The following is an 18,966-nucleotide window of genomic DNA, read 5'->3' as shown; positions in this document are numbered from 1 at the left end:
CTTCAGATGAGTGCTCGACAGCAGCCATCTTGGCACGCCACTGACGAGGATGATGCCGTTGCGGGCGCCGTCCACCCCATCAAGAGAGCCTGAGGAAGCTGGCCAAGCGCTACGGGATCAACCAGAAGACGGTCGCAAAGTGGAAGAGGCGAGCTTCGGTCGTCGATCTACCGACTGGTCCGAAGGAACCGAGATCGACGGTGCTCTCGATTGAGGAGGAGGCGGTCATTGTGGCTTTCCGCCGCTACACGCTGCTGCCGCTCGACGACTGCCTCTATGCGCTTCAGGCGACCATCCCGCACCTGACGCGGTCTTCATTGCATCGCTGCCTGCAACGCCATGGCATCGGCCGGCTCCCGGATGTCGAGGGCGACAAACCGGCGAAGGGGAAATTCAAGAGCTACCCGATCGGCTACCTCCATATCGGCATCGCAGAGGTTCGCACCGAACAGGGTAAGCTGCACATGTTCGTGGCGATCGACCGAACCTGGAAGTTCGCTTTCGTCGAACTGCATGAGAAGGCGACGACCGCCGTCTCGAGGGAGTTCCTGCTACGTCTGATGGAGGCGGTTCCTTACAAAATCCACACCGTACTCACCGACGACGGCGTCCAGTTCACGACGCCCGGCGCTAGCGGCTCGGCCGTGCCGCTGATCAGGGAAGCCATCGCAAACGGCGAACTCTTCCGGACACATGCCTTCGAATACGCCTGCGTCACGAACGACATCGAGCACCGCACGACCAAGGCAAGGCGTCCGTGGACCAATGGCCAGGTCGAGAGGATGAAACCGAACAATCAAGGATGCGACGGTCAAGCGCTTCTACTACGAGAGCCACGACCAGCTCCGTCGGCATCTCGCCGACTTCATCACCACCTACGATTTCGGCCGCCGGCTCAAGACCCTCAAAGGCCTCACACCCTATGAGCTCATCTGCAAGGCGTGGCTTTCCCAGCCGGAACGATTTTCGCTCAACCCGCTCCAGCGATGCCGGGACTAAACATCGAGTAGGCGTTGAAAAGCAGCTCGCAGCGAGGCTGTGAGCGTGATTCACTTTCTCTCCGGAGAGATTCGGATAACGAGGCATGCGCGGCGGGAGGAACGGTGTGGCAAGATGTTCAGTTATGTCGGTCTCAAGGCGCGGCTGCCGCGCGATCCTCCGTTGCGGCGCACCAGGGCGAACGTGAACGAGGCGCTGGTAACGCTGGAGGCCAGACTTGGTGACCTGAATTCCCCGGTGGGGCGGCCTTCGATCCCGGCCGGGAAGCTGGTGCCAGCGATGCTGCTGCAGGCCCCCCCTGAGGGCGCGCTCATCACGTCCATTGGGCGGGTTAACCCGGGTATTATCACTACGAGTTCAATTAGACGCCTGCCAGGAGCCGAAGCCCGCTGCCGGGCCGGACGCTATGGGGGGCGGCAGAAATCGGTAATTGGCATCGATGCTAGACCGATGCGGCCAGGCCTTCTCTTCGCCGGCAGGGAGACCGGCGTCTTCTTCACTCGATAACGGCGCGCACTGGTCACGCATGGCTGTGATTTTTCATGGAATGAGGACCCTGTTTGAGGGGTGATTTTCGTCCAACGGGACCCCTTAACGAAGGGGTCATCAAGATGCCTCCGGTTTGATCGGAGGCACTTGTGTTTTGATGTTGGTTGTGGAGACGATTGCAAAGATACGCCGGCTGTCGCTGGTGCAGGGGAAGTCGATCAAGGCGATCTTCCGGGAGCTGAAGATCTCCCGGAAGGTGGTGCGCAAGGTTTTGCGTTCCGAGGAGACAGAGTTCCGATACGAGCGCGAGCATCAGCCTTATCCGGATGGCTGATCCGCATCTTCGAGGAGCTTCGCGGCTCGGCTATGACGGTAGCTACAGTTCGGTGTGGCGGCATGCTCAGAGCTGGGAGGCGGATCGGGGCAGCGCCGCGGCCGAAGCCTACATTCCGTTGAGCTTTGCGCCGGGCGAGGCCTACCAGTTCGACTGGAGCCACGAGATCGTTCTGCTCGACGGCCGTGACGGTCACGGTGAAGGTGGCGCACATGCGGCTTTGCCACAGCCGTATGTTCTTCGTGCGGGCCTATCCGCGCGAAAAAGGCAGGAGATGGTGTTCGACGCCCATGACCGGGCGTTCAGCTTCTTCCGCGGCGCCTGCACGCGCGGCATCTACGACAACATGAAGACGGCCGTGGACACGATCTTCATCGGCAGGGATCGCCGCTACAACCGCCGCTTTGCGCAGATGTGCGGGCACTATCTTGTCGAGCCGGAGGCCTGCACACCGGCGGCCGGCTGGGAGAAGGGGCAAGTCGAGAACCAGGTCGGGCTGGTGCGCGAGCGCTTCTTCACACCGAGGCTGCGCTTCAAGACGCTGGAGGATCTCAACGGCTGGCTGGCCGACAAATGCGTTGCCTATGCCAAGGCGCATCGGCATCCTGAACAGGGCGAGCGCACGGTCTGGGAGGTGTTCGAAGAAGAGCGCGCCAGCTTCATTCCCTATGCCGGTCGCTTCGACGGCTTCCATTGCATTCCCGCGGTGTCGAAGACCTGCACGGTGCGCTTCGACAACAACAAATATTCGGTGCTGTCGAGTGCCGTCGGCCGGCCGGTCGAGATCCATGCTTATGCCGACCGGATCATTATCCGCCAGGACGGCGTGGTCGTGGGCGAGCATGCCCGCTGCTTCGGCCGCAACGAGGTCATCTACGATCCCTGGCATTACGTGCCGGTGCTGGCCCGCAAGCCGGGCGGATTGCGCAACGGCGCGCCGTTCCTTGGCTGGGTGCTGCCGTCGGCCATGGAGAAGGTGCGCCGCAAGCTCAAGGCGGTTGATGACGGGGACGGCAGATGGTGGCGATCCTCACCTGCGTGCTGACCGACGGATTGAGCGCGGTCGAGGCCGCCTGCCAGGAAGCCATCGAGCACGGCGTCTCGTCGTCGCGGTGATCCTCAACATCCTGGCCCGCAGCCGCGATCCGGCGCCGGGCACGATCCTTTCCATTCCCCAGGCGCTGAAGCTGGCTCACGAGCCTATCGCCGACTGCGCCCGCTATGACAGCCTCAGGAGGACGAACAGCCATGGAACGCACCGAAGTACTGGAACTGATGGGGGCGCTGAAACTCTTCGGGATGCGCGCGGCCTATGACGAGATCATGGGCGTCGCCATCAAGCGGCAGCACGAACCGCCGAAGATCGTCGGCGATCTGTTGCGGGCCGAGATATCGGAGAAGCTGGCCCGCTCCATCAAGTACCAGCTCACCGTCGCCAAGCTTCCGCTGGCCAAGGATATCGAGGACTTCGATTTTGCCGGCACGCCGGTCAACGAGAGCCTGATCCGCGACCTCGCCGCCGGCGCTTTCGTCGCCGATCAGCGCAATGTCGTCCTGGTCGGCGGGACAGGCACCGGCAAGTCGCATCTGGCGATCGCCATTGCCCGTTCTCTCATCCGCAACGGCGCACGCGGGCGCTTCTTCAATGTCGTCGACCTCGTCAACAGGCTCGAGACCGAAACCCGCTCCGGCCGCCAGGGCCGCATTGCCGATCACCTGACCCGGCTCGACTTCGTCGTACTCGATGAGCTCGGCTATCTGCCCTTCGCTCTGGCCGGCGGGCAATTGCTCTTCCATCTGGTCTCGAAGCTTTACGAACGCACCAGTGTCATCATCACCACCAATCTCGCCTTCGGGGAATGGTCGAGCGTCTTCGGCGACGCCAAGATGACAACCGCGCTGCTCGACCGCCTCACCCATCACTGCGAGATCGCCGAGACCGGCAACGAATCCTGGCGCTTCAAGAGCCGATCTCAAAGCTAAAGCCGAAAGCCAATCAGCCGCGCCCGATCAGGCTGTGCAACCCCGACCAGCTCCGCCTGATCGGGCGCTTACCGGCGTGCCCTTCACCGCCCCAAAACCGGGGTCCCTTTTGCGCGAAAATATGGGGTCCCGATTCCGTGATCATTGACACGCATGGCCGGTGGCTTGCCCGTGGTCCCGGTCTACGATCTCAAGATCAAGGGAAACGACCTCCTCGCCGGCACCCATGGCCGATCTTTCTGAATTCTCGACGACGTGACGCCATTGCGCGAATTGGCGATAGGTCAGGAGGATGTGAAGCTGGTGAGCCCACGCCCGACGGTTCGGGCCAAGCTCAACCACTGCGTAGAGGCGGGCTACGCGAAGAGGGATCAACTACGGCCTCGGTTGGGGCATCGGCGCCGCACGAAGATCGTGGAGCTGGAGGGCGGACGGACCGGTCGCCGCTATCTCGACTGCGGCGAGAATCCGCCGAATGGGGCGATCATCTACTACTGGCTGCCCGATGATGCGGAGGGCCCGATCATGCTCACCTTCCGGGACGCCGCAGACAAGCCCATCGTTGCGTTCTCGAGCGACGACAAGGACGCACCGTTCCATACAAAGCCAGGCACGAAAGGCAGGGCTCCACCGCTTCGTTTGGAACCTCAGGTATCCGGGACCGGCCAAGCTCGAGCGGTCGCAGTTGATCCAGAACAAATAACAAAACCTCGACGTCTTATGGACACTACCGGCGGACGCCGGGAGCGCGCTCTGTTGCCGCCCGAATACTCACCTTTGCATTTCACCGCCTAAACGCCGGTACGCGACATCAAGGAAAGGGGATTCAGCATCCAAGGCGGCAGCGAAAGGCGGCCAATTGGGATGCCCGGCCTTGGTGGCACTCTGTCTCATTGTACGGCAACTCCGATCCCGTCGTTCTCACCTCGCATTAGATGCGAGGGGCAGTGCTGGTCTCGCTACATACCGGACTCGCCGAGCTGGGCCGCACTCGGATTACTCCAACTTCGTTTTCAATCTCGACTTGGGTGCCAAATGGCTTCGACAGCTTCTGTAGACGCTCCAGAATGGCCTTTGCTTGCGGCGCGGGTGCCAGGCGCGGCACTCCCCGATTTGCCAACCTCTCCGAGCGGCGAAGTTCGATAGGATGGAGCCTCAATCCAGCAAGGCGGTTTTCCTCGAACCAACCCACGATGATGATGCTCTCATAATAAACTGAGGCGGAGAGCGGTACAAATCCTTCTGGATAAGGATAGCCTATTGCCATTTCATGAGCTGTTACCTCCGCATCGGTATCGACCCGCGGATCCTTGCCGTGTGCGTCGAACATGTCAGCTCCGACCGGCGTTCTCAGGTCTTGGTTGAAGAAATTCCCCAAGCCGTAAAAGATGGGCCGATCTTTGTAGATTTCGATGCCCCTAACATGATGCGGTCCGTGATTTATATATGCATCTGCTCCGGCATCGATGGTCATCCGCGCAAACGCTTGTTCATAATCCGGCGGTTGGTTGGTGAATTCCTCCGGCTCGTGCCCGTGATTCGTGGCGATACAGAAATCAGACAGCTGCTTACCGCAACGCAGGTTGTGCAGAATACCGTCAACGTCGCGCGGATTGGGTTTAAAGCTGTATCCTGGTCTCTCACCTACTTCGAAGACTATCTCGCCAATTGCTACACGGGATGGATCTTTCGGGGGAGGTGCATACCAAGGAAGCATCTCGCGCACCTGCCTCAAGTTCTCAAGTATCTCTTGTGGAACCACGATGCTTTTTGCCAAGCGAAGGGGATTGAGTCCTGGTCGGCCTGGCGCCTCGCCGGCCGGGTCGCATGCACGTGCCATAGGCTCGAACGTCGTGGCAAAGGACACCAACGCTACCCGGCCGCGAGGGGTCTCCAAAAAGCGAGCGGAGCGGGCCTGCGCGAGATTCTCGCCCGCACCTGCATGAACGATCCCGTTCTCATCAAGCGCCCTGGTCGTCTCGCGCATACCTTCGACGCCCCAGTCAAGTGTATGGTTGTTCGCCCGACTGACCATGTTGAAGCCCATGGCCTTTAAGTCAGGTCCTAATTCCCGAGCACCGATCAAATACGCACCACCGTACTCGGCCTGCGGGCAGCCCTTAGAATGAACGTCCAAGATGTTGGTTTCCAAGTTGCCGAATGTCACGTCAGCTCCGTCGAAGAGCCTGAGAACCTCGGCAAAGCCCGGATAATAGCCATTTGTTACGGGCCGCGCGTAAAGAAGGTCGCCGGTTGCAGCCACGGTGAAACCGTCTTCAACGTTCGTTTCGGTTGAACCCACCGCATCAAAACCACCATCCCGCAGGATGGCAGGGTGGCCATGTTCGTGAGTATCCATATCATCTCCTGCTTCGCGTGGATGTTGCACCTGTCGCAATATTTGTGCCTTCCGGTATGCTATGCCGGATCAGAACCGAGCCACGCTAGTAGGCGGACAATCGCTCGCTTCAGTCTCGGGATATCTGTAGCTGGAGCGCGCACATGACAGGCTACGATCCGTCCGTCGGCCATCGGCACCAAAGGCGGCACGTCGATGCAGCAACGCTCGACCGCGGGCGGACAGCGCGGATGAAACGCGCATCCGCTCGGCGGATTGATGGGGCTTGGCACTTCGCCCTCGACCGGCGATCTGGTCGCCGCGGACCTTTCGCATCTCCCGATCGGACAGCTCAAGCAGGTCGCGCCCGTGGAAGCGAACCTCGCCGCCGACGGTCCTGGCGCTCAGCTTCGGCAGCAGGCGAAGGACGGAGAGAGCGGTGACGCTCTTCCCGCAGCCTGACTCGCCCACGACGCCGAGCGTCTCGGTGCCGCGCTGCCCATGGGCTTGCGGATCGCAGAAGTAGACGAGGATACCCGCATCAATCTTGAGACAATCATGCTGAGCCATTTCAGCTCCCAGATGCCAAGTCAGCGAAAGGCGCAGTTCTTCGGGCAAGGCGTTGATGGGGCGCGTGATTGCGTCGCGCATTGCCTCAGCTCCGTGTCGCGCCAGCGCAGGCCCGTTCTTCGTGCGCGGAGCTTCGCCGTGGCCGCAATTCCCTCGCGAAGTAAGCTGCGGCCTTTTTAGGGTGTCGGGCTCCGACTTCAGCTTTGCGACTTCCTTGCGCAGTCGGTCTATCTCAAGCTGCTCCGGCTTCATCTTTCCATGACCGGAAAAGGCATGCTGCGGATCAACGCTCGTCTCGCCGATCCATTTGCGCAGCACGTTCTCATGGAGATCAAGATCGCGGGCCGGCCGGCGCAAGCGCAACGCCTCGATCCTTCACCAATCTCGTCGCCTTAAGCTTGGACTCTCGGCTGAACTTCCTTCTCTGCATTCCAACTCGCCAGTTTCGTCAAACACGAATCCGGCAGCAGGCCACTCGCCATAGTTCGGCGGGTCGGCATGAACCTGCAAGCTCAACGGTGTTGATTCGCTCGGCAGAACTTCTCCCGCGGGAAAATCTGATTCATGCCTTCAACCGTGTTCGGCGCTGTCCAATGTCCGACAATGCCGGGTAAGCAACGTCACAGATTCAATATCTCAGATGGTTTAAATGGTTTTCTTGTTTGGCACGACACATGCGAGGTTGTCCGCAAATGCGTCACAAACTGAGGAGAAATCGCATGATGCTGCTCACAACCACGTCGCCGCTCCCTTCTGAAAGTCTGTTCCTCGACTTGCTGCGGCACGTGGCCCAAGCCCTGTCACTGCGTTAAGGCCACTGCCCTCGTTCTGCGGCTTAGCGATCCACGATAAGAAAAGGCAACCTGTAGATGAGAAAATTCGTTGCGGCCAAGCTTCATGGCCTCACTGTCACCGGCTCGGATCTGAACTACCACGGATCAATCACTCTGGACCCTGATCATTGCGATGAGGTGGGTATTCTTCCGCTGGAATTCGTTGAAATCTGGAATAGGTCTTCAGGCGCTCGAATCAGCACATACGTCATTTACGGCGAGAGGGGTTCTCGTTGCTGCGTGCTGAACGGAGCCGCTGCTCGTACATGTCAGGTCGGAGATGAGATGATAATTTGCGCCTCTACTTATATTGAGGAACATCAGATCACAGAGATTAAGCCGCGAGTGATGACGTTCGATCGGGACAATTCTGTCCGGGACCGGATGTTCTACGATGCTTGCATAAGGGATGATGGAACGGTGCAGTTCGAGATTCGCGAGGGCTCTCCCTCGCGGTGACGTAGCGATCCCAGTTGTCAATTCGCCGATAGCGCACGGGCCGGACTGGACGGCGAACGACACCAACCTACTCATCCCGCTTAATCCAGATGCTCTTTGTGTTCCAAACCCGCCATAAGCTGACCCGCAGTTCATTCTGAAAGGTATTTAAAGATGCAATTGGCGCTCTTGTATGGCGGCCGCTCGGTAGAGCACGGCGGGTCCATTGCGATGTACAACCACCTTGCCGACGTCCTCAACAATGCATCCGATGCGAATATTTCACCGGTGTCCATCTACTACATTTCCCGATCCGGGGATCTGCTCAGGCTCGCACTTGACTGGGATCGCCTTCCCAGGCACGAGGAGTTCGCAACTCGCGCTGAAAAGCATCCACTCACTTCTCTTGCTCACCTACTCAAGAGTGAAGGCCTTTTCGTCTTTTCACTTCTTCAGGGCCAGGACGGCGAGGATGGCCAAATTCAGGCTATTGCCCAATTCCACGACATTCCGGGTAGCTTCGGCGACAAGACTGCGGCCATGCTCTCGGCAGACAAGTATCTGCAGGGCGTAGTTGCCAATCGACTTTGCCCCGAGTTAACTCCCATCCCGACGGTCCACGTCTCGCCAGGCAATCTCGAAGTCGGCATCACAGAAGCCCTGCGCCATCTTGCTGGCCCGTGTGTACTCAAACCGAACACGCTCGGAGAATCCTTCCTCACCGAGTGCACCGACGAACTCTCAGAGGACGGCCTCCGCTCCTATTCCAAACGGATCGCTCCGTATGACGCCTCGTTTTTGGTCCAGCAGCGAATTATTGGAACGGAATACACCTGCGGCATCTTAATTGACCACCATGAGATTATGCCGCTTCCGATTGCGCGAATCAACAATCCCTCGGGCTTTCTCGGGTACGATCAGAAGAAGCAAGGTGTCTCTGTTGGTTTCCAGAACGTAGAGGACATGCTTCGCACTCGTATCGCCTCGATCTCGAGCAAGATTGCTCGGGACTTTAGGCTTCACACATTCGGGCGCCTTGATTTCATCGTTGATGAGCAGCAACGTGTTCACTTCTTCGAAGTCAACGTGGTCCCAGGGCTCTCAGCAAGCAGCATGTTCATTAAGATGCTCGCAAAAGCCGGCTTTGACCTGCCCCACGTCATTAGGTTAGCTGCCTCCAACGAGGCGTATCAAAGACACAGAGAGGAAATTCGCAAGATCGAGACCAGCCGAATCTGCTAGGGACTGCAGCCTTGTCGTTGCAAAAACAAAGAATTCGACACTAACTGGCCAAATCATTGATATAAAAACTGCCTTAGGTGGCATAGCTTTTGCTGTTTTAACTGCAACGTTCCTCGTGGCTAGGAGCGCGAGCGCCAAGCTCGATAGCGACGCACCTTGCGAAACCTCTCTCAGGCTGATCGATGGCTTAGTTCGATGTAGCGGACCCGACGGCTCCATTCAATGGTTCTGAGAAAAAAATCAGAGAGTTAGAATCAACACTACGGAGATGAATACGGCCTCTACGATGAAAACTTGGCTTCGATCAATAATACACCAGAGTACAAGGTCGGATTGCTGAAGCAGATGAGACTGCCGCCTTTCTTGAGCGATACGCCGGCGGAAAAAGTGCCTTAGAACTTGGTATCGGTGACGGACGCGTAGCCGTGCCTTTGATCGAGCGAGGTGTCAGAGTCGATGGTATCGACAATTCCGACAGCATGCTGAAACTTCTCGCCAAGCGCACTGATCGAGTCAGGACTTGGACGGGGGACATTGCCAATTTCAAAACAGAGCAACGCTACGCTTTGGTGTATTGCCTTTATAACGTATTTACAATGCTCGTCACCCGCGAAGCACAGCTAGCTTGCCTCCAATCTGCCGCGGAAGCTCTAGAGGACGGCGGCGTTTTAGTGATTGAATTCGCTGTGCCGGACCTGGATGGTTTCGTCAACGGCCAGAAAACCAGTACACTGCGATCAGATCATGAGGTTACGATCCTGATGGCGGAGGTCCACCATCCTCTAAAACAAACTTGGTCTCGACCCTCCTCTGGTTTTCCGGTACGTCGGTCACACGTCTGCCGCATCGAGTTCGCTATGTCTATCACCAAGAACTCGATACCATGGCAGAATGCGTAGGTCTGAAGTTATCGGAGCGTTGGGGAGATTGGGCGAGAGGGGCGTTCACTGCGCACTCCACACGCCATATCTCGGTTTACCGCCGATAACGGCCTGTAATCCCGCCGTGGATGAGATTGAGGCGAAGCGCATGGCTGGAACGAAAGCCTATGCTCGCCAGCAATCCGAACATCGGCTTCTAAAACCGCACGATCTGCCTTACCGTTTTCGCCGCCCCCGCGTCTATGGGTCTTGAGGAAAACGGAAATCTGCCCGGCCCCATCCTCTTTACTTAAATTAGGCCTCGAAGTCCATCCGACCGATGCCCGTAGCTGACCCGCGTGACTTCACCTGATGGTCTAACATCGGAAAGACGCACCGCGAGAATTGCCGTAGGCTTGTCGCAGGTGATCTCGATGATGGGCGAGCCCAGGATTGGGAGTGGCCTCAATCAAGAGCTCGCTGTCAAAAATCGACGAACCGCCATCGTCCCATCGCTGATCCAGGGGCTTCTCGGGGCCAAGTCCTCCGAGCCCATAAGGGCAGAAATCGCCGCTTGCGATCCGACTGTCACGGGTGAGATGACTTCAAGACTGGCTTCAGCAGCGGTTTCTGAGATAGTCAGGCTAGGCCCATGTGGGTAAAACCGTGGCGTGAGGGCACGGCCAACTCGGGTCCGCGACCCAATGCCCAGGCCGCTCATCGTAATGGGCAGCAGGCTCCACCGAGTCGAGCATTCGGTTGTGTGCGTCAAGTTCTGCAAAATGGGCGATCATGAAACTGGTCATGCGGCTTGGCGTAGAGCGAGCTTCTTGTGCTCGCGCAGATCATCCATGTTGATATAGCGGTTGGCCTCCATCCAGTTTTCGTTGGTTTCGACGGCCAGCGCCCTGACCAGGCGCAGGCAGCTTTCGGCGTTCGGGAAGATGCGCACGACATAGGTGCGCCGGCGGATTTCCTCGTTGAGCCGTTCAAGCATGTTGGTGGACTTGAGGTGCTTGTGATGCTGACGCGGCAGCCGGAAGAAAGTCAGCGTCTGTTCTATGGCTTCTTCCGCCCAGGTGGTCAGCCGCGGGTAGCGGGCGGACCATTTGGACAGCCATGCGGCGAGATCGGCCTTGGCCTCGGCGAGATCGCGCCGGTCGTAGAGCCAGCGCAGTTCCTGCAGGCAGTCGTCGCCGTGCTTCCTGGGCAGGTGATCGAGCGCGTTCCTGAGGAAGTGCACGTAGCAGCGCTGCCATGCTGCTTCCGGGATCACCTCGCCGATCGCCGCGACCAGGCCGGCATGGTCGTCGGACACGGCCAGTTCGACGCCCTTGAGGCCGCGCGCCTTGAGGCCGACGAGGAAGTCCTTCCAGGCCGAGCGGCTCTCGCGATTGGCCATCTCCACGGCCAGGATCTGCCGGCGCCCGTCCCAGTCGATGCCGACCGCGATCAGCACCGCCTGGCTCATCACGATGCCGGCTTCGCGCACTTTCTCGTAGCGGGCATCGAGAATGAGGTAGGGGAATGGCTCCTGAAGCGGTCGTTCGGCAAACGCCTTCAGGCTCTCGTCCAAGCGCTTGTTGATGGCCGAGATCGACGAAGCCGAGAACGCATGGCCGCACAGCGCCGTAATAGCCCGAGCGATAGCCAAGCCGTTCGGGCGTGCGCTCGCTCTTCGAGGCACCCAGCGCCTCGTCCATCTCGGCCTCAAGCACCTCCTGCATCACCGCACGGAGCACTTCGTGCAATCCATCCGGGTTCGAAAGCAAAATGTCTTTGACGGCAGCGCTGGCGGTCTTAACTTCAGTCTTGGTCATGGTGGCGTTCCTTCGCGGGAATCAGATGACGTGAACAATCACCATCCTGCCATGACCGCCCCTCTCAACGAATTGCAGAACTCTCAGCACAGTACCGAGCATTCAGCTACGCAACACTGCTCCTGCATATTGCCGGTGTCCTCGCCCTTCAGCCAATGATCCACCATCGCAGGCATTCCTGCAGAAATCCGATAGCAGGACCCCGGACGCCCGTGTGAGGGTATTTCATGCCCCCAAGGTCCGATCAGGCCTCTAAATGGCGTTTAAGCCGGAAAACGAAGTTGGAATAGCTGTCTGCCCATCCACCGACCACGAGAACCGCGCAACCGATCGCTTCGCAGACCGAGCCATGCTTCCAAGCCTCATCCTCGCGCTGATGAGTGACCCAGTCAATCAATATCGACCGGACATTCTCCAATCGCGTCATCCCCGTTGAACGCCAGTGCGCCTTACCGACCATTTCGGGATCAGGTGGCAGTGCCATGCTCGCAAAACACCTCGTACCCCAATCCAATGTCCCGTTGAGAAGGCATCCGCCCATGTAGTGCGCATCATAAGCGTAGCGATGGTCTGTCGAGCAGACCGTGACAATCGCCTTCAGGCCTTTTGGCCGGCGAGCTGCGAGTTGCAAGGCGCTGAACCCGCCCCACGATTTGCGGATCATTCTCACATTGCCACTGCACCAAGCCTGCCGCGTAATCATTTGATGGCTTCGACAGCATCGTCCTGCGTTGCTTCCGTAAGCGCAATAGCGTGCTCCAGCTTTGCAACATTGATTCCAACAAACGTTTCCCATAACCTGCCACGGCTCGTTCTCCTGTGATGAGGATCGGCTCGACGCCCGAGCAAGCAATACTGCCATACTCACACGCGCTGGTGCTGAGAAGGAGAATAAATGCAGCAGGCTATTCCTGTTCTCCAAGCGTCGGAAATGGAGTGATCACCCAATCGATCGAGTCGACGGCGCGCTGAATTATCGCCTTGGTCTGAACAGGGCTTGGCGAGGCGGCGATGACATGGCCGATCAAATCCCGATAATCGCCTTTTCTGAGGATCGACGTGTTGTGTTCGACATACAACTTGACCTCGGCGACGCCAGGTACAGCAGCCGCTCGACCGTCGCCATCGATCCAATCTAGGGTGCCATCTTGATCAGGAACTAGCATACGCGCGACTGCAGTGTGGGAATGCTTTCTGCGCAAATCACATTTCTTGCCGATGGCAAGCTTGATGTGCTCGGAAATGAGATCAACACCGTAAGCCAGTTGAACCAACTCAGGATCGGGCGTGCCAGGAACACGTGGATTGACTTCAATAACGACCGGGCCTCGCTTGGTCCACCGGAATTCAATGTTCGTTGGTCCCCAGCCAAGGCCGAGAGCTCGCAAACAGCTCAGCGAGACGTCGGTGACACGTTTATATTCGTTATCATTCAGCGGGGCCGGAAAGGTGAATTCACGAAAGACGAAATCGGGTGGGGAGCCGAACTCGGCGGTACCAATCGCAAGGACGTCATTTCCCATTATATCAGCAACGTAGAAAGGACCTTGTGCGAACTCTTCGACCAGTATCCTCGGGGAAGACTGCCATACATGCTTGCCGCCTAACAGATACCTTGTGTGTTCGGCCAGCTCATCCAGGTTGCGGCACAATCGGACGCCGCTGCTACCGCTGCCTACCGCTGGCTTTAGAATCACTGGGAGGCCGATCTCCGCAGCAGAGCTTTCAGCCGCAGTCGCATTCGCTGCCAAGCGATAAGCAGGTACTGGAACGCCCGCGCCCTCAAGGAGTTGACGTTGAGTAAACTTGTCGCAGCATCGTTCCATCGATGTAGGGTTCGGTCCCGGTAGCTCGAAGTACCGGCAGAGCTTGCCAGCCGTCACACAGGCCGACTCGTCGGCGCGCGAAAAGCCAATGATGCCAGCAAGGTCATAGGTCGCGCATAGTCGGGAACATTCGTGGATCAGCGCATCGAGATTGTTTGTATTGATGCGGATGGCCTCAATGCTTTCCGTCGCAAGATAGTCGTACTGAGCTGGATCAGCAGACAGGGTAATTGGATGAAGACCAAGACGCCGGGCGGCTTGTACGTATTGCAGACCGAGGCGGCTATGACCTTCAACGAGGATGAGTGCTCTTCTTGCCATTGGCTGCTGACTCCGGTGTTTCCGTGCTGTGGCGGTCTGAGCGTCAATCGGCATCAGCTGTTTATCGGGCCTGACCTCAGACTCTGTGGTAAAGGTACAATTAATTCGCGATCGGCAGGCGCAAAGATTTTGTGAAAGATAGTCGAGGGAATTGTTACGAAGTTTTTACATTGACCGTGTGGTACAGAGCCTGTCGGCGAATATCAAGTGACGCCTGTTTTTGTCAATGATCCTGCATAGTGATGCCCTATTATCCAGTCCAGTCTCTGGCCTGCATGATCTTGACCCGATGGCGGAAAGGTTGGTTACTTGTAATTCCGGTTCACGCAGACACCCACCGGTGCTAGACTAGCGTTTTTTCATGAGCAAGGTTTGCGGCGCGATCGACGGGCTGCCGAGTATCCCGAACGGGGACTGATACCGGCGTGCTGAACCCTTGAAGGGCATGGTGCGGCAATTGAAAGCCTGTCATGGGGTGCAAACCGAGAGCCGGTACGGACGCTAAGCCAGACATCGCTGCCGCCGTTTCCCGGCGGTGTATTTAATCTCATGTATAACCTCGCTTGCTGTTCCGTGATGGGTTTGCCTGCATCCAGGATCCTCTTCTTGGCAATTGAAGATCCAGTAGTTTCTTTTTCTTTTCGCTGCTGACTGGCTATGTAGAGGGTCTCCCCGCGCCACCATCATGCGACGCAGGGTGGGCAAAACTTTTTCTCAAATTTCTTGGTGCCAGCAATGAGCCCATTCATCCCGCAGTTCTGCGCGAGGCCTCCTGCTATTCATTTTAGCCTGCCACCCCGACTGGAGGACAATACGGTTTGCAGCCGGGCATGGTGCTCTGCATTGAGCCTACCTTGGAGTACGAGCCCGGTAAAATCGTGCTAGACGAGGAGTCAGTCGTGGTCACTGAAAGGCCCGACTGCTCACAGTTCGGGCGCCGAAGCAGCTAGCGCAGATACGCTGATGGGGTTCTAGACTTTCGCCAGAAGGCCTGTTTGGCGGCGAGGGAGTCAGAGACCGCAGGTCATTTGGTCGAAAGTTCCTTTGCTACCTCCGCAAAAGCTTCAACCGCCCGGTCAATGTCGGCGGTGGAATGCGCCGCCGACATCTGCGTGCGGATGCGCGCCTGGCCTTTCGGCACCACCGGGAAGGAAAAGCCGATGACATAGATGCCGCGCTTCAGCATGCGCGCCGCCATTTCCTGCGCCAGGCTGGCATCGCCCAGCATCACCGGGATGATCGGGTGATCGGCGCCGGCCAACGTGAAGCCGAGCTTGCCCATCTCGGACCGGAAGCGCGCCGCATTGGCATAGAGGCGCTCGCGTAGCGCATCGCCATTTCGGATCAGCTCGAACACCTTGATCGAGGCGCCGGCGATCGCCGGCATCAGCGTGTTGGAGAAGAGATAGGGCCGCGAGCGCTGGCTTAGCCAGTCGACCACCTGGCTTTTGCCTGAGGTGTAGCCGCCAGACGCGCCGCCCTACAATAGTGTCGTCAATTTTGGACACTGGCATGATCCCGCCCGCTGTGGACGTGATAAAAACCTCATCGGCACCCTTCAGCTCGTCACGATCAATGTCGCCGGCGATGACGGAGAGGCCCAATTCCTCGCATAGATCAAATACGGTCTGTCGGGTAATGCCGGGAAGGACGCCATAAGCCGGTGTCTTCAAGCGACCGTTTTTAACGGTGAAAACGTTGAATCCAGGCCCTTCGGCAATGTTGTCGTTGATGTCGACGATCAATGCAGTTTCGGCACCGTAGTCATACGCATCGAACAGGCCCTTCACCAGATCGAGCCAGTGATAGTTCTTGATCGTCGGATCGATCGACTTGGGCGGGATCCGGACGGTGTTGCTGATGGCGACACGCAGGCCGCGCTCAAGCTGCTCCTTGTTGGCGACCGAGCCGAAAGGCACCGCAAATGCCATGAACCTATTCTCCGCCTCGCGTGGGTCACGGCTAAAGGTGGGCGAGCCACCTCGCGTGCAGATCATTTCGACGTAGGCCGACCTGTGCCCGGATAGCGCCACGCAATTGGACAGAATCATTTCGATCTCGGTGCGGTTGAAGGAAAGCTTCATGCGGAGCTTTTGCATCCCTCGGAAGAACCGGTCTAGGTGCAAGTCCAGCCTGAAGAACCTCCCCTCCCACACATGAACGGTATCGTAAGTGGCATCGGAATGCAGAAAGCCCCAGTCCAGGACAGACACCTTGGCTTCGGACATCGGCAGGTACTGACCATCCATGAAGGCTACGCCATGAGGATAATGCCGTGGATCCCGGTGCCGTTGCTGCAACGCTTCTCGTGTTCGCGCCAGCGCCAGCGACGACACCAGCCGCACCTCAAAACCCGCTTCAGCCAGGCGCCATGCTATCGGCCGGTGATAGTTCCCGGTCGCCTCAAAGGCGCAGACCACAGGGCGGCCGTACGCCTGCAGCACTTCGATCAGATGGTCGTGCTCAGCACGGGTGTTGAGGACCAAAAGGCGACGCCGGCGCTTGTGGGCTGATGCTTCGATCAGAACTTCATTGCGCACCTTGGCAATGTCGATCGCTACCAGCACAGCGGCGGCGGGTGTAGAATCTGAAGTGGCCATGGTTGGCCTCTCCGGAATGGGTTGTGAACATTCACATTCTAGAGAAACTTTGACTGGCCATGGCGGCCTCGACCGGCGCGCCTGCGGCGAAAAGCTGGGCGCACCGCTGTCTCGGCTGCCGCCACTCCTTCATTCCTTAGATGCTATGGCTCCTGCTACAGATCGAAGGCCTTCGCAAAGACCTGCCGCGATCACGGTCTCAAGCATGTCAGGCTTACACGCCCAACACCAATGGCAAGGCCGAACGCGTCATCCAGACGGCGCTGCGCGAATAGGCCTATGCCATCGCCCATCCGACTTCAGATCACCGCGCCGCAGAGCTGCCGGTCTGGCTGCATCGCACAATTGCCACCGCCCCACGGGAGCCTGCGGTCCAAAACAGCTATCAGTCGCCTCGCTCTAACCCTGGACAACCTGTTGAGCTCCACAGCTATGTAGCTAGCATGCATGCGGCGCTGAAAACTTTATCTCATTTTGATCGAGCCCACGTCGCCCACTTGAGCTTGAGCCCGAGGAAGAACAGTTTGTCGACTTTGGAATTGGTGTTCTCCCAGCTTGAAGGGAACGGGCGCCCCCGACCTGGAGCACCCATTAGACCGTTGCCAGCCATTAGACAGTTTGCTTCTTGGTCCTACGTGAAAAAGCGTCCTTACCTGAATGAGCGCACCAAGCATGATTACTTGCACAGCTTCGCGTTGGGCTAGAATACCAAGGCAGCAGATATGGAAAAATGGCAATTGGAATTGTCTCTCAATGGAGTTCGACAAGCCGTCCATCTGTCAGGCGCCTGATGCCCACTGTTGAAGACGATAATGTAAGGGCTAGGGATTTTATCTAACCTCTGGCTTTTGACACTGGTGCTACTTTCTACGACAAACGGTTTGGCTTGCAAAATGTTCTTGCACGCGAGGTAGGTCACGTCTGAATTTGTGACTATTGTGGCTTCCTTTGCCGGCGGTTGCCTGATCATCGCGGCGGTCAGATCGTTCACGCAATACCCTTTCACACTCTCCAACTGACCCAGTGCCCTGAGCGTGAAGCAGCGAAGCTGAAGTCGAGGCGCCAAACAGCGATCGCTACAGCGCGATTGGGCCAGCGGACTTGACCTTTTCCATTATGACGCAAGTTCGGAAGCTCTTCACGTTTCCTTTCTTGAAAAATAACTGGCGCGTAAGAGACGCATACTCGTCCATGTCTCTGGTATTAATGATAAGGATGAAGTCTGCCTCGCCAGTAACGTGGTAGCATTGCTGCACCTGATGGCAGTTCAGGAACCGTCTTTTCAACCCGTCGAGCAGATCCAGTTTTCCGTTTTTAGCCGTCACCTCGACGATGACCGTCTGAGGGCACCCAACCACTCTCTCGCTCAAGATAGAAACGTCCTTTCTGATTATCTCGGCGGAACGACGCCGTTTAGGACGTCTTGCGCCCGCCGCTGCCGGGAGGCAAGCACGGTCGGAAATTTGGCGCGGCTGCATAAGGTTGTCGAACTGCACCACTTGCAGGAGTTTTATGTCGAAATCGTCCAGCCGCGTTTTGCCAGCCTTCATCATGTAGGCATGCTCCTCCTATACATAGCTCTCAATGCAAATGCTGAGCCATAATAGTAAGTCGCCTTGGAACGTCTGGTCGGCAAGGAGGCGCTCGAATTGGAGCATTCAAAGGAACACAAACAATCGCATTCAGGTCGACAGGCAAGAGGCGGAGCATGTCCGTCCGTCATTGTCGGCCCCGTGGTATCAGCGTCGCAGAAGATGTCCAGCCGATGGGAAGTTGGCGCCCCGCATACTATGGCAAGCGGTCTCTACACACGACGACAAGTCGATCGGCGAGTTCATCGCCGCAATTACGAGCAGTTTGAGAAACTCGAAGGCCGCGCCTGGGCCGGATAGGGACGAAGAACACTGTAACGGACCCAACGCCTTGGCGACTCCTCAGCCGGCTTCCACGAGCATCGCGAGCATGGCTACGTCCGATCTTGCTGATCCGGCCATGATGTGCGGCGCCGAGGCCCGACTGATGCATACGCGGATTGAGATCTCACAGGCCTTGACCCGCATCACTCAAGGCAGGCCAGTATCCGAGACCGAAGCGCTCATGCCCTGGAGCTTCAAGCCTGACGCCATGGGCTGACCGCTTAAACTCAAAGGCTGGCCTTGGCCAATCTACGTGCCGCGGCCAGGCCTGGATCATCGCGACCGCTCTCCTGACGCCAGTCAGCGGCGTCGTTCAATCCCGATGCAATCAGGTCGGGTTACGCTCTGGGCCGCAACCCCTGTCCGGCGCTTGGAAACCCGCCTGACTTTGGCCACA

11 protein-coding genes and 11 pseudogenes are annotated in these 18,966 nt (G+C 57.9%); 10 read left to right on the top strand and 12 right to left on the bottom strand.

Annotated features, from left to right (window positions below):
- Positions 1-89 precede the first annotated feature (89 nt).
- The 6 genes and pseudogenes from AC3CCE_RS01945 to AC3CCE_RS01920 all read left to right on the top strand — a co-directional run bounded on the left by AC3CCE_RS01945 (position 90) and on the right by AC3CCE_RS01920 (position 4,600).
- Positions 90-1,010 (top strand): annotated as a pseudogene (locus AC3CCE_RS01945) (IS481 family transposase).
- 103 nt (positions 1,011-1,113) lie between these two features.
- A pseudogene (locus tag AC3CCE_RS01940) lies at positions 1,114-1,293 on the top strand (IS5/IS1182 family transposase); the annotation flags it as partial.
- Between the two features lie 352 nt (positions 1,294-1,645).
- A pseudogene (locus AC3CCE_RS01935) lies at positions 1,646-1,813 on the top strand (IS21 family transposase); the annotation flags it as partial.
- Position 1,814: 1 nt separating this feature from the next.
- Positions 1,815-2,867: an IS21 family transposase gene (gene istA, locus AC3CCE_RS01930; protein WP_352627395.1), complete on the top strand. Its 1,053-nt coding sequence runs from the start codon at positions 1,815-1,817 to the stop codon at positions 2,865-2,867.
- Between the two features lie 203 nt (positions 2,868-3,070).
- Positions 3,071-3,805, top strand: a complete 735-nt coding sequence (gene istB / locus AC3CCE_RS01925; protein ID WP_352627397.1) for an IS21-like element helper ATPase IstB — start codon at positions 3,071-3,073, stop codon at positions 3,803-3,805.
- Between the two features lie 264 nt (positions 3,806-4,069).
- Positions 4,070-4,600 (top strand): hypothetical protein, encoded by a 531-nt coding sequence (locus AC3CCE_RS01920; protein ID WP_352627399.1) that lies wholly within the window; start codon positions 4,070-4,072, stop codon positions 4,598-4,600.
- 136 nt (positions 4,601-4,736) lie between these two features.
- Here the strand turns inward: AC3CCE_RS01920 and AC3CCE_RS01915 are convergent, their stop codons facing one another.
- The 5 genes and pseudogenes from AC3CCE_RS01915 to AC3CCE_RS01895 all read right to left on the bottom strand — a co-directional run.
- The gene (locus AC3CCE_RS01915; RefSeq protein WP_352448092.1) at positions 4,737-6,164 is read right to left on the bottom strand and encodes a CapA family protein; all 1,428 of its coding nucleotides are present in this window, start codon (positions 6,162-6,164) and stop codon (positions 4,737-4,739) included.
- Positions 6,165-6,223: 59 nt separating this feature from the next.
- Positions 6,224-6,451: pseudogene (locus AC3CCE_RS01910) on the bottom strand (oligopeptide/dipeptide ABC transporter ATP-binding protein); the annotation flags it as partial.
- Positions 6,450-6,629, bottom strand: a pseudogene (locus AC3CCE_RS01905) (peptide ABC transporter ATP-binding protein); the annotation flags it as partial. The pseudogenes AC3CCE_RS01910 and AC3CCE_RS01905, both read right to left, overlap by 2 nt.
- A pseudogene (locus AC3CCE_RS01900) lies at positions 6,630-6,857 on the bottom strand (IS30 family transposase); the annotation flags it as partial.
- A gap of 5 nt (positions 6,858-6,862) precedes the next feature.
- Positions 6,863-7,143: pseudogene (locus AC3CCE_RS01895) on the bottom strand (transposase); the annotation flags it as partial.
- Positions 7,144-7,582: 439 nt separating this feature from the next.
- On the opposite strand from AC3CCE_RS01895, the gene panD reads away from it, so the two are divergent.
- From panD to AC3CCE_RS01880, 3 genes are all read left to right on the top strand, one after another.
- Positions 7,583-8,005 carry an aspartate 1-decarboxylase gene (gene panD, locus AC3CCE_RS01890; RefSeq protein ID WP_352448091.1) on the top strand — a complete coding sequence of 141 codons (423 nt, stop codon included), beginning with the start codon at positions 7,583-7,585 and terminating at the stop codon, positions 8,003-8,005.
- A gap of 153 nt (positions 8,006-8,158) precedes the next feature.
- The gene (locus tag AC3CCE_RS01885; RefSeq protein WP_352448090.1) at positions 8,159-9,226 is read left to right on the top strand and encodes a D-alanine--D-alanine ligase family protein; all 1,068 of its coding nucleotides are present in this window, start codon (positions 8,159-8,161) and stop codon (positions 9,224-9,226) included.
- 425 nt (positions 9,227-9,651) lie between these two features.
- Positions 9,652-10,125 carry a methyltransferase domain-containing protein gene (locus AC3CCE_RS01880; protein ID WP_352627402.1) on the top strand — a complete coding sequence of 158 codons (474 nt, stop codon included), beginning with the start codon at positions 9,652-9,654 and terminating at the stop codon, positions 10,123-10,125.
- 271 nt (positions 10,126-10,396) lie between these two features.
- Here the strand turns inward: AC3CCE_RS01880 and AC3CCE_RS01875 are convergent, their stop codons facing one another.
- The 6 genes and pseudogenes from AC3CCE_RS01875 to AC3CCE_RS01850 form a co-directional block, all read right to left on the bottom strand.
- Positions 10,397-10,483 (bottom strand): hypothetical protein, encoded by an 87-nt coding sequence (locus AC3CCE_RS01875; RefSeq protein ID WP_352448095.1) that lies wholly within the window; start codon positions 10,481-10,483, stop codon positions 10,397-10,399.
- 405 nt (positions 10,484-10,888) lie between these two features.
- Positions 10,889-11,906: pseudogene (locus AC3CCE_RS01870) on the bottom strand (IS256 family transposase).
- Between the two features lie 244 nt (positions 11,907-12,150).
- Positions 12,151-12,570, bottom strand: a complete 420-nt coding sequence (locus tag AC3CCE_RS01865; RefSeq protein ID WP_352627404.1) for a CocE/NonD family hydrolase — start codon at positions 12,568-12,570, stop codon at positions 12,151-12,153.
- Between the two features lie 241 nt (positions 12,571-12,811).
- The gene (locus tag AC3CCE_RS01860) at positions 12,812-14,053 is read right to left on the bottom strand and encodes an ATP-grasp domain-containing protein (protein ID WP_352627406.1); all 1,242 of its coding nucleotides are present in this window, start codon (positions 14,051-14,053) and stop codon (positions 12,812-12,814) included.
- Between the two features lie 1,024 nt (positions 14,054-15,077).
- Positions 15,078-15,533 (bottom strand): annotated as a pseudogene (locus tag AC3CCE_RS01855) (aminotransferase class I/II-fold pyridoxal phosphate-dependent enzyme); the annotation flags it as partial.
- 13 nt (positions 15,534-15,546) lie between these two features.
- A pseudogene (locus AC3CCE_RS01850) lies at positions 15,547-16,653 on the bottom strand (aminotransferase class IV); the annotation flags it as partial.
- 147 nt (positions 16,654-16,800) lie between these two features.
- Between AC3CCE_RS01850 and AC3CCE_RS01845 the strand changes: the two are divergent.
- Positions 16,801-17,091: pseudogene (locus tag AC3CCE_RS01845) on the top strand (IS481 family transposase); the annotation flags it as partial.
- A gap of 638 nt (positions 17,092-17,729) precedes the next feature.
- Here AC3CCE_RS01845 and AC3CCE_RS01840 read toward each other — a convergent pair.
- The gene (locus AC3CCE_RS01840; protein ID WP_352448086.1) at positions 17,730-18,206 is read right to left on the bottom strand and encodes an Lrp/AsnC family transcriptional regulator; all 477 of its coding nucleotides are present in this window, start codon (positions 18,204-18,206) and stop codon (positions 17,730-17,732) included.
- Between the last annotated feature and the right edge of the window lie 760 nt (positions 18,207-18,966).

The organism is Mesorhizobium sp. P160187, assembly GCF_057766425.1.
The sequence above is the reverse complement of the archived record's forward strand: the minus strand, read 5'-3'. Positions and strand labels throughout refer to the sequence as shown.

What these genes read in the sequence shown, in the direction of transcription:
- istA (WP_352627395.1), top strand. Translation starts at nt 1,815, where the DNA reads ATGGCTGATCCGCATCTTCGAGGAGCTTCGCGGCTCGGCTATGACGGT.
- istB (WP_352627397.1), top strand. Translation starts at nt 3,071, where the DNA reads ATGGAACGCACCGAAGTACTGGAACTGATGGGGGCGCTGAAACTCTTC.
- AC3CCE_RS01915 (WP_352448092.1), bottom strand. Translation starts at nt 6,164, where the DNA reads ATGGATACTCACGAACATGGCCACCCTGCCATCCTGCGGGATGGTGGT.
- panD (WP_352448091.1), top strand. Translation starts at nt 7,583, where the DNA reads ATGAGAAAATTCGTTGCGGCCAAGCTTCATGGCCTCACTGTCACCGGC.
- AC3CCE_RS01885 (WP_352448090.1), top strand. Translation starts at nt 8,159, where the DNA reads ATGCAATTGGCGCTCTTGTATGGCGGCCGCTCGGTAGAGCACGGCGGG.
- AC3CCE_RS01865 (WP_352627404.1), bottom strand. Translation starts at nt 12,570, where the DNA reads ATGATCCGCAAATCGTGGGGCGGGTTCAGCGCCTTGCAACTCGCAGCT.
- AC3CCE_RS01860 (WP_352627406.1), bottom strand. Translation starts at nt 14,053, where the DNA reads ATGGCAAGAAGAGCACTCATCCTCGTTGAAGGTCATAGCCGCCTCGGT.
- AC3CCE_RS01840 (WP_352448086.1), bottom strand. Translation starts at nt 18,206, where the DNA reads ATGATGAAGGCTGGCAAAACGCGGCTGGACGATTTCGACATAAAACTC.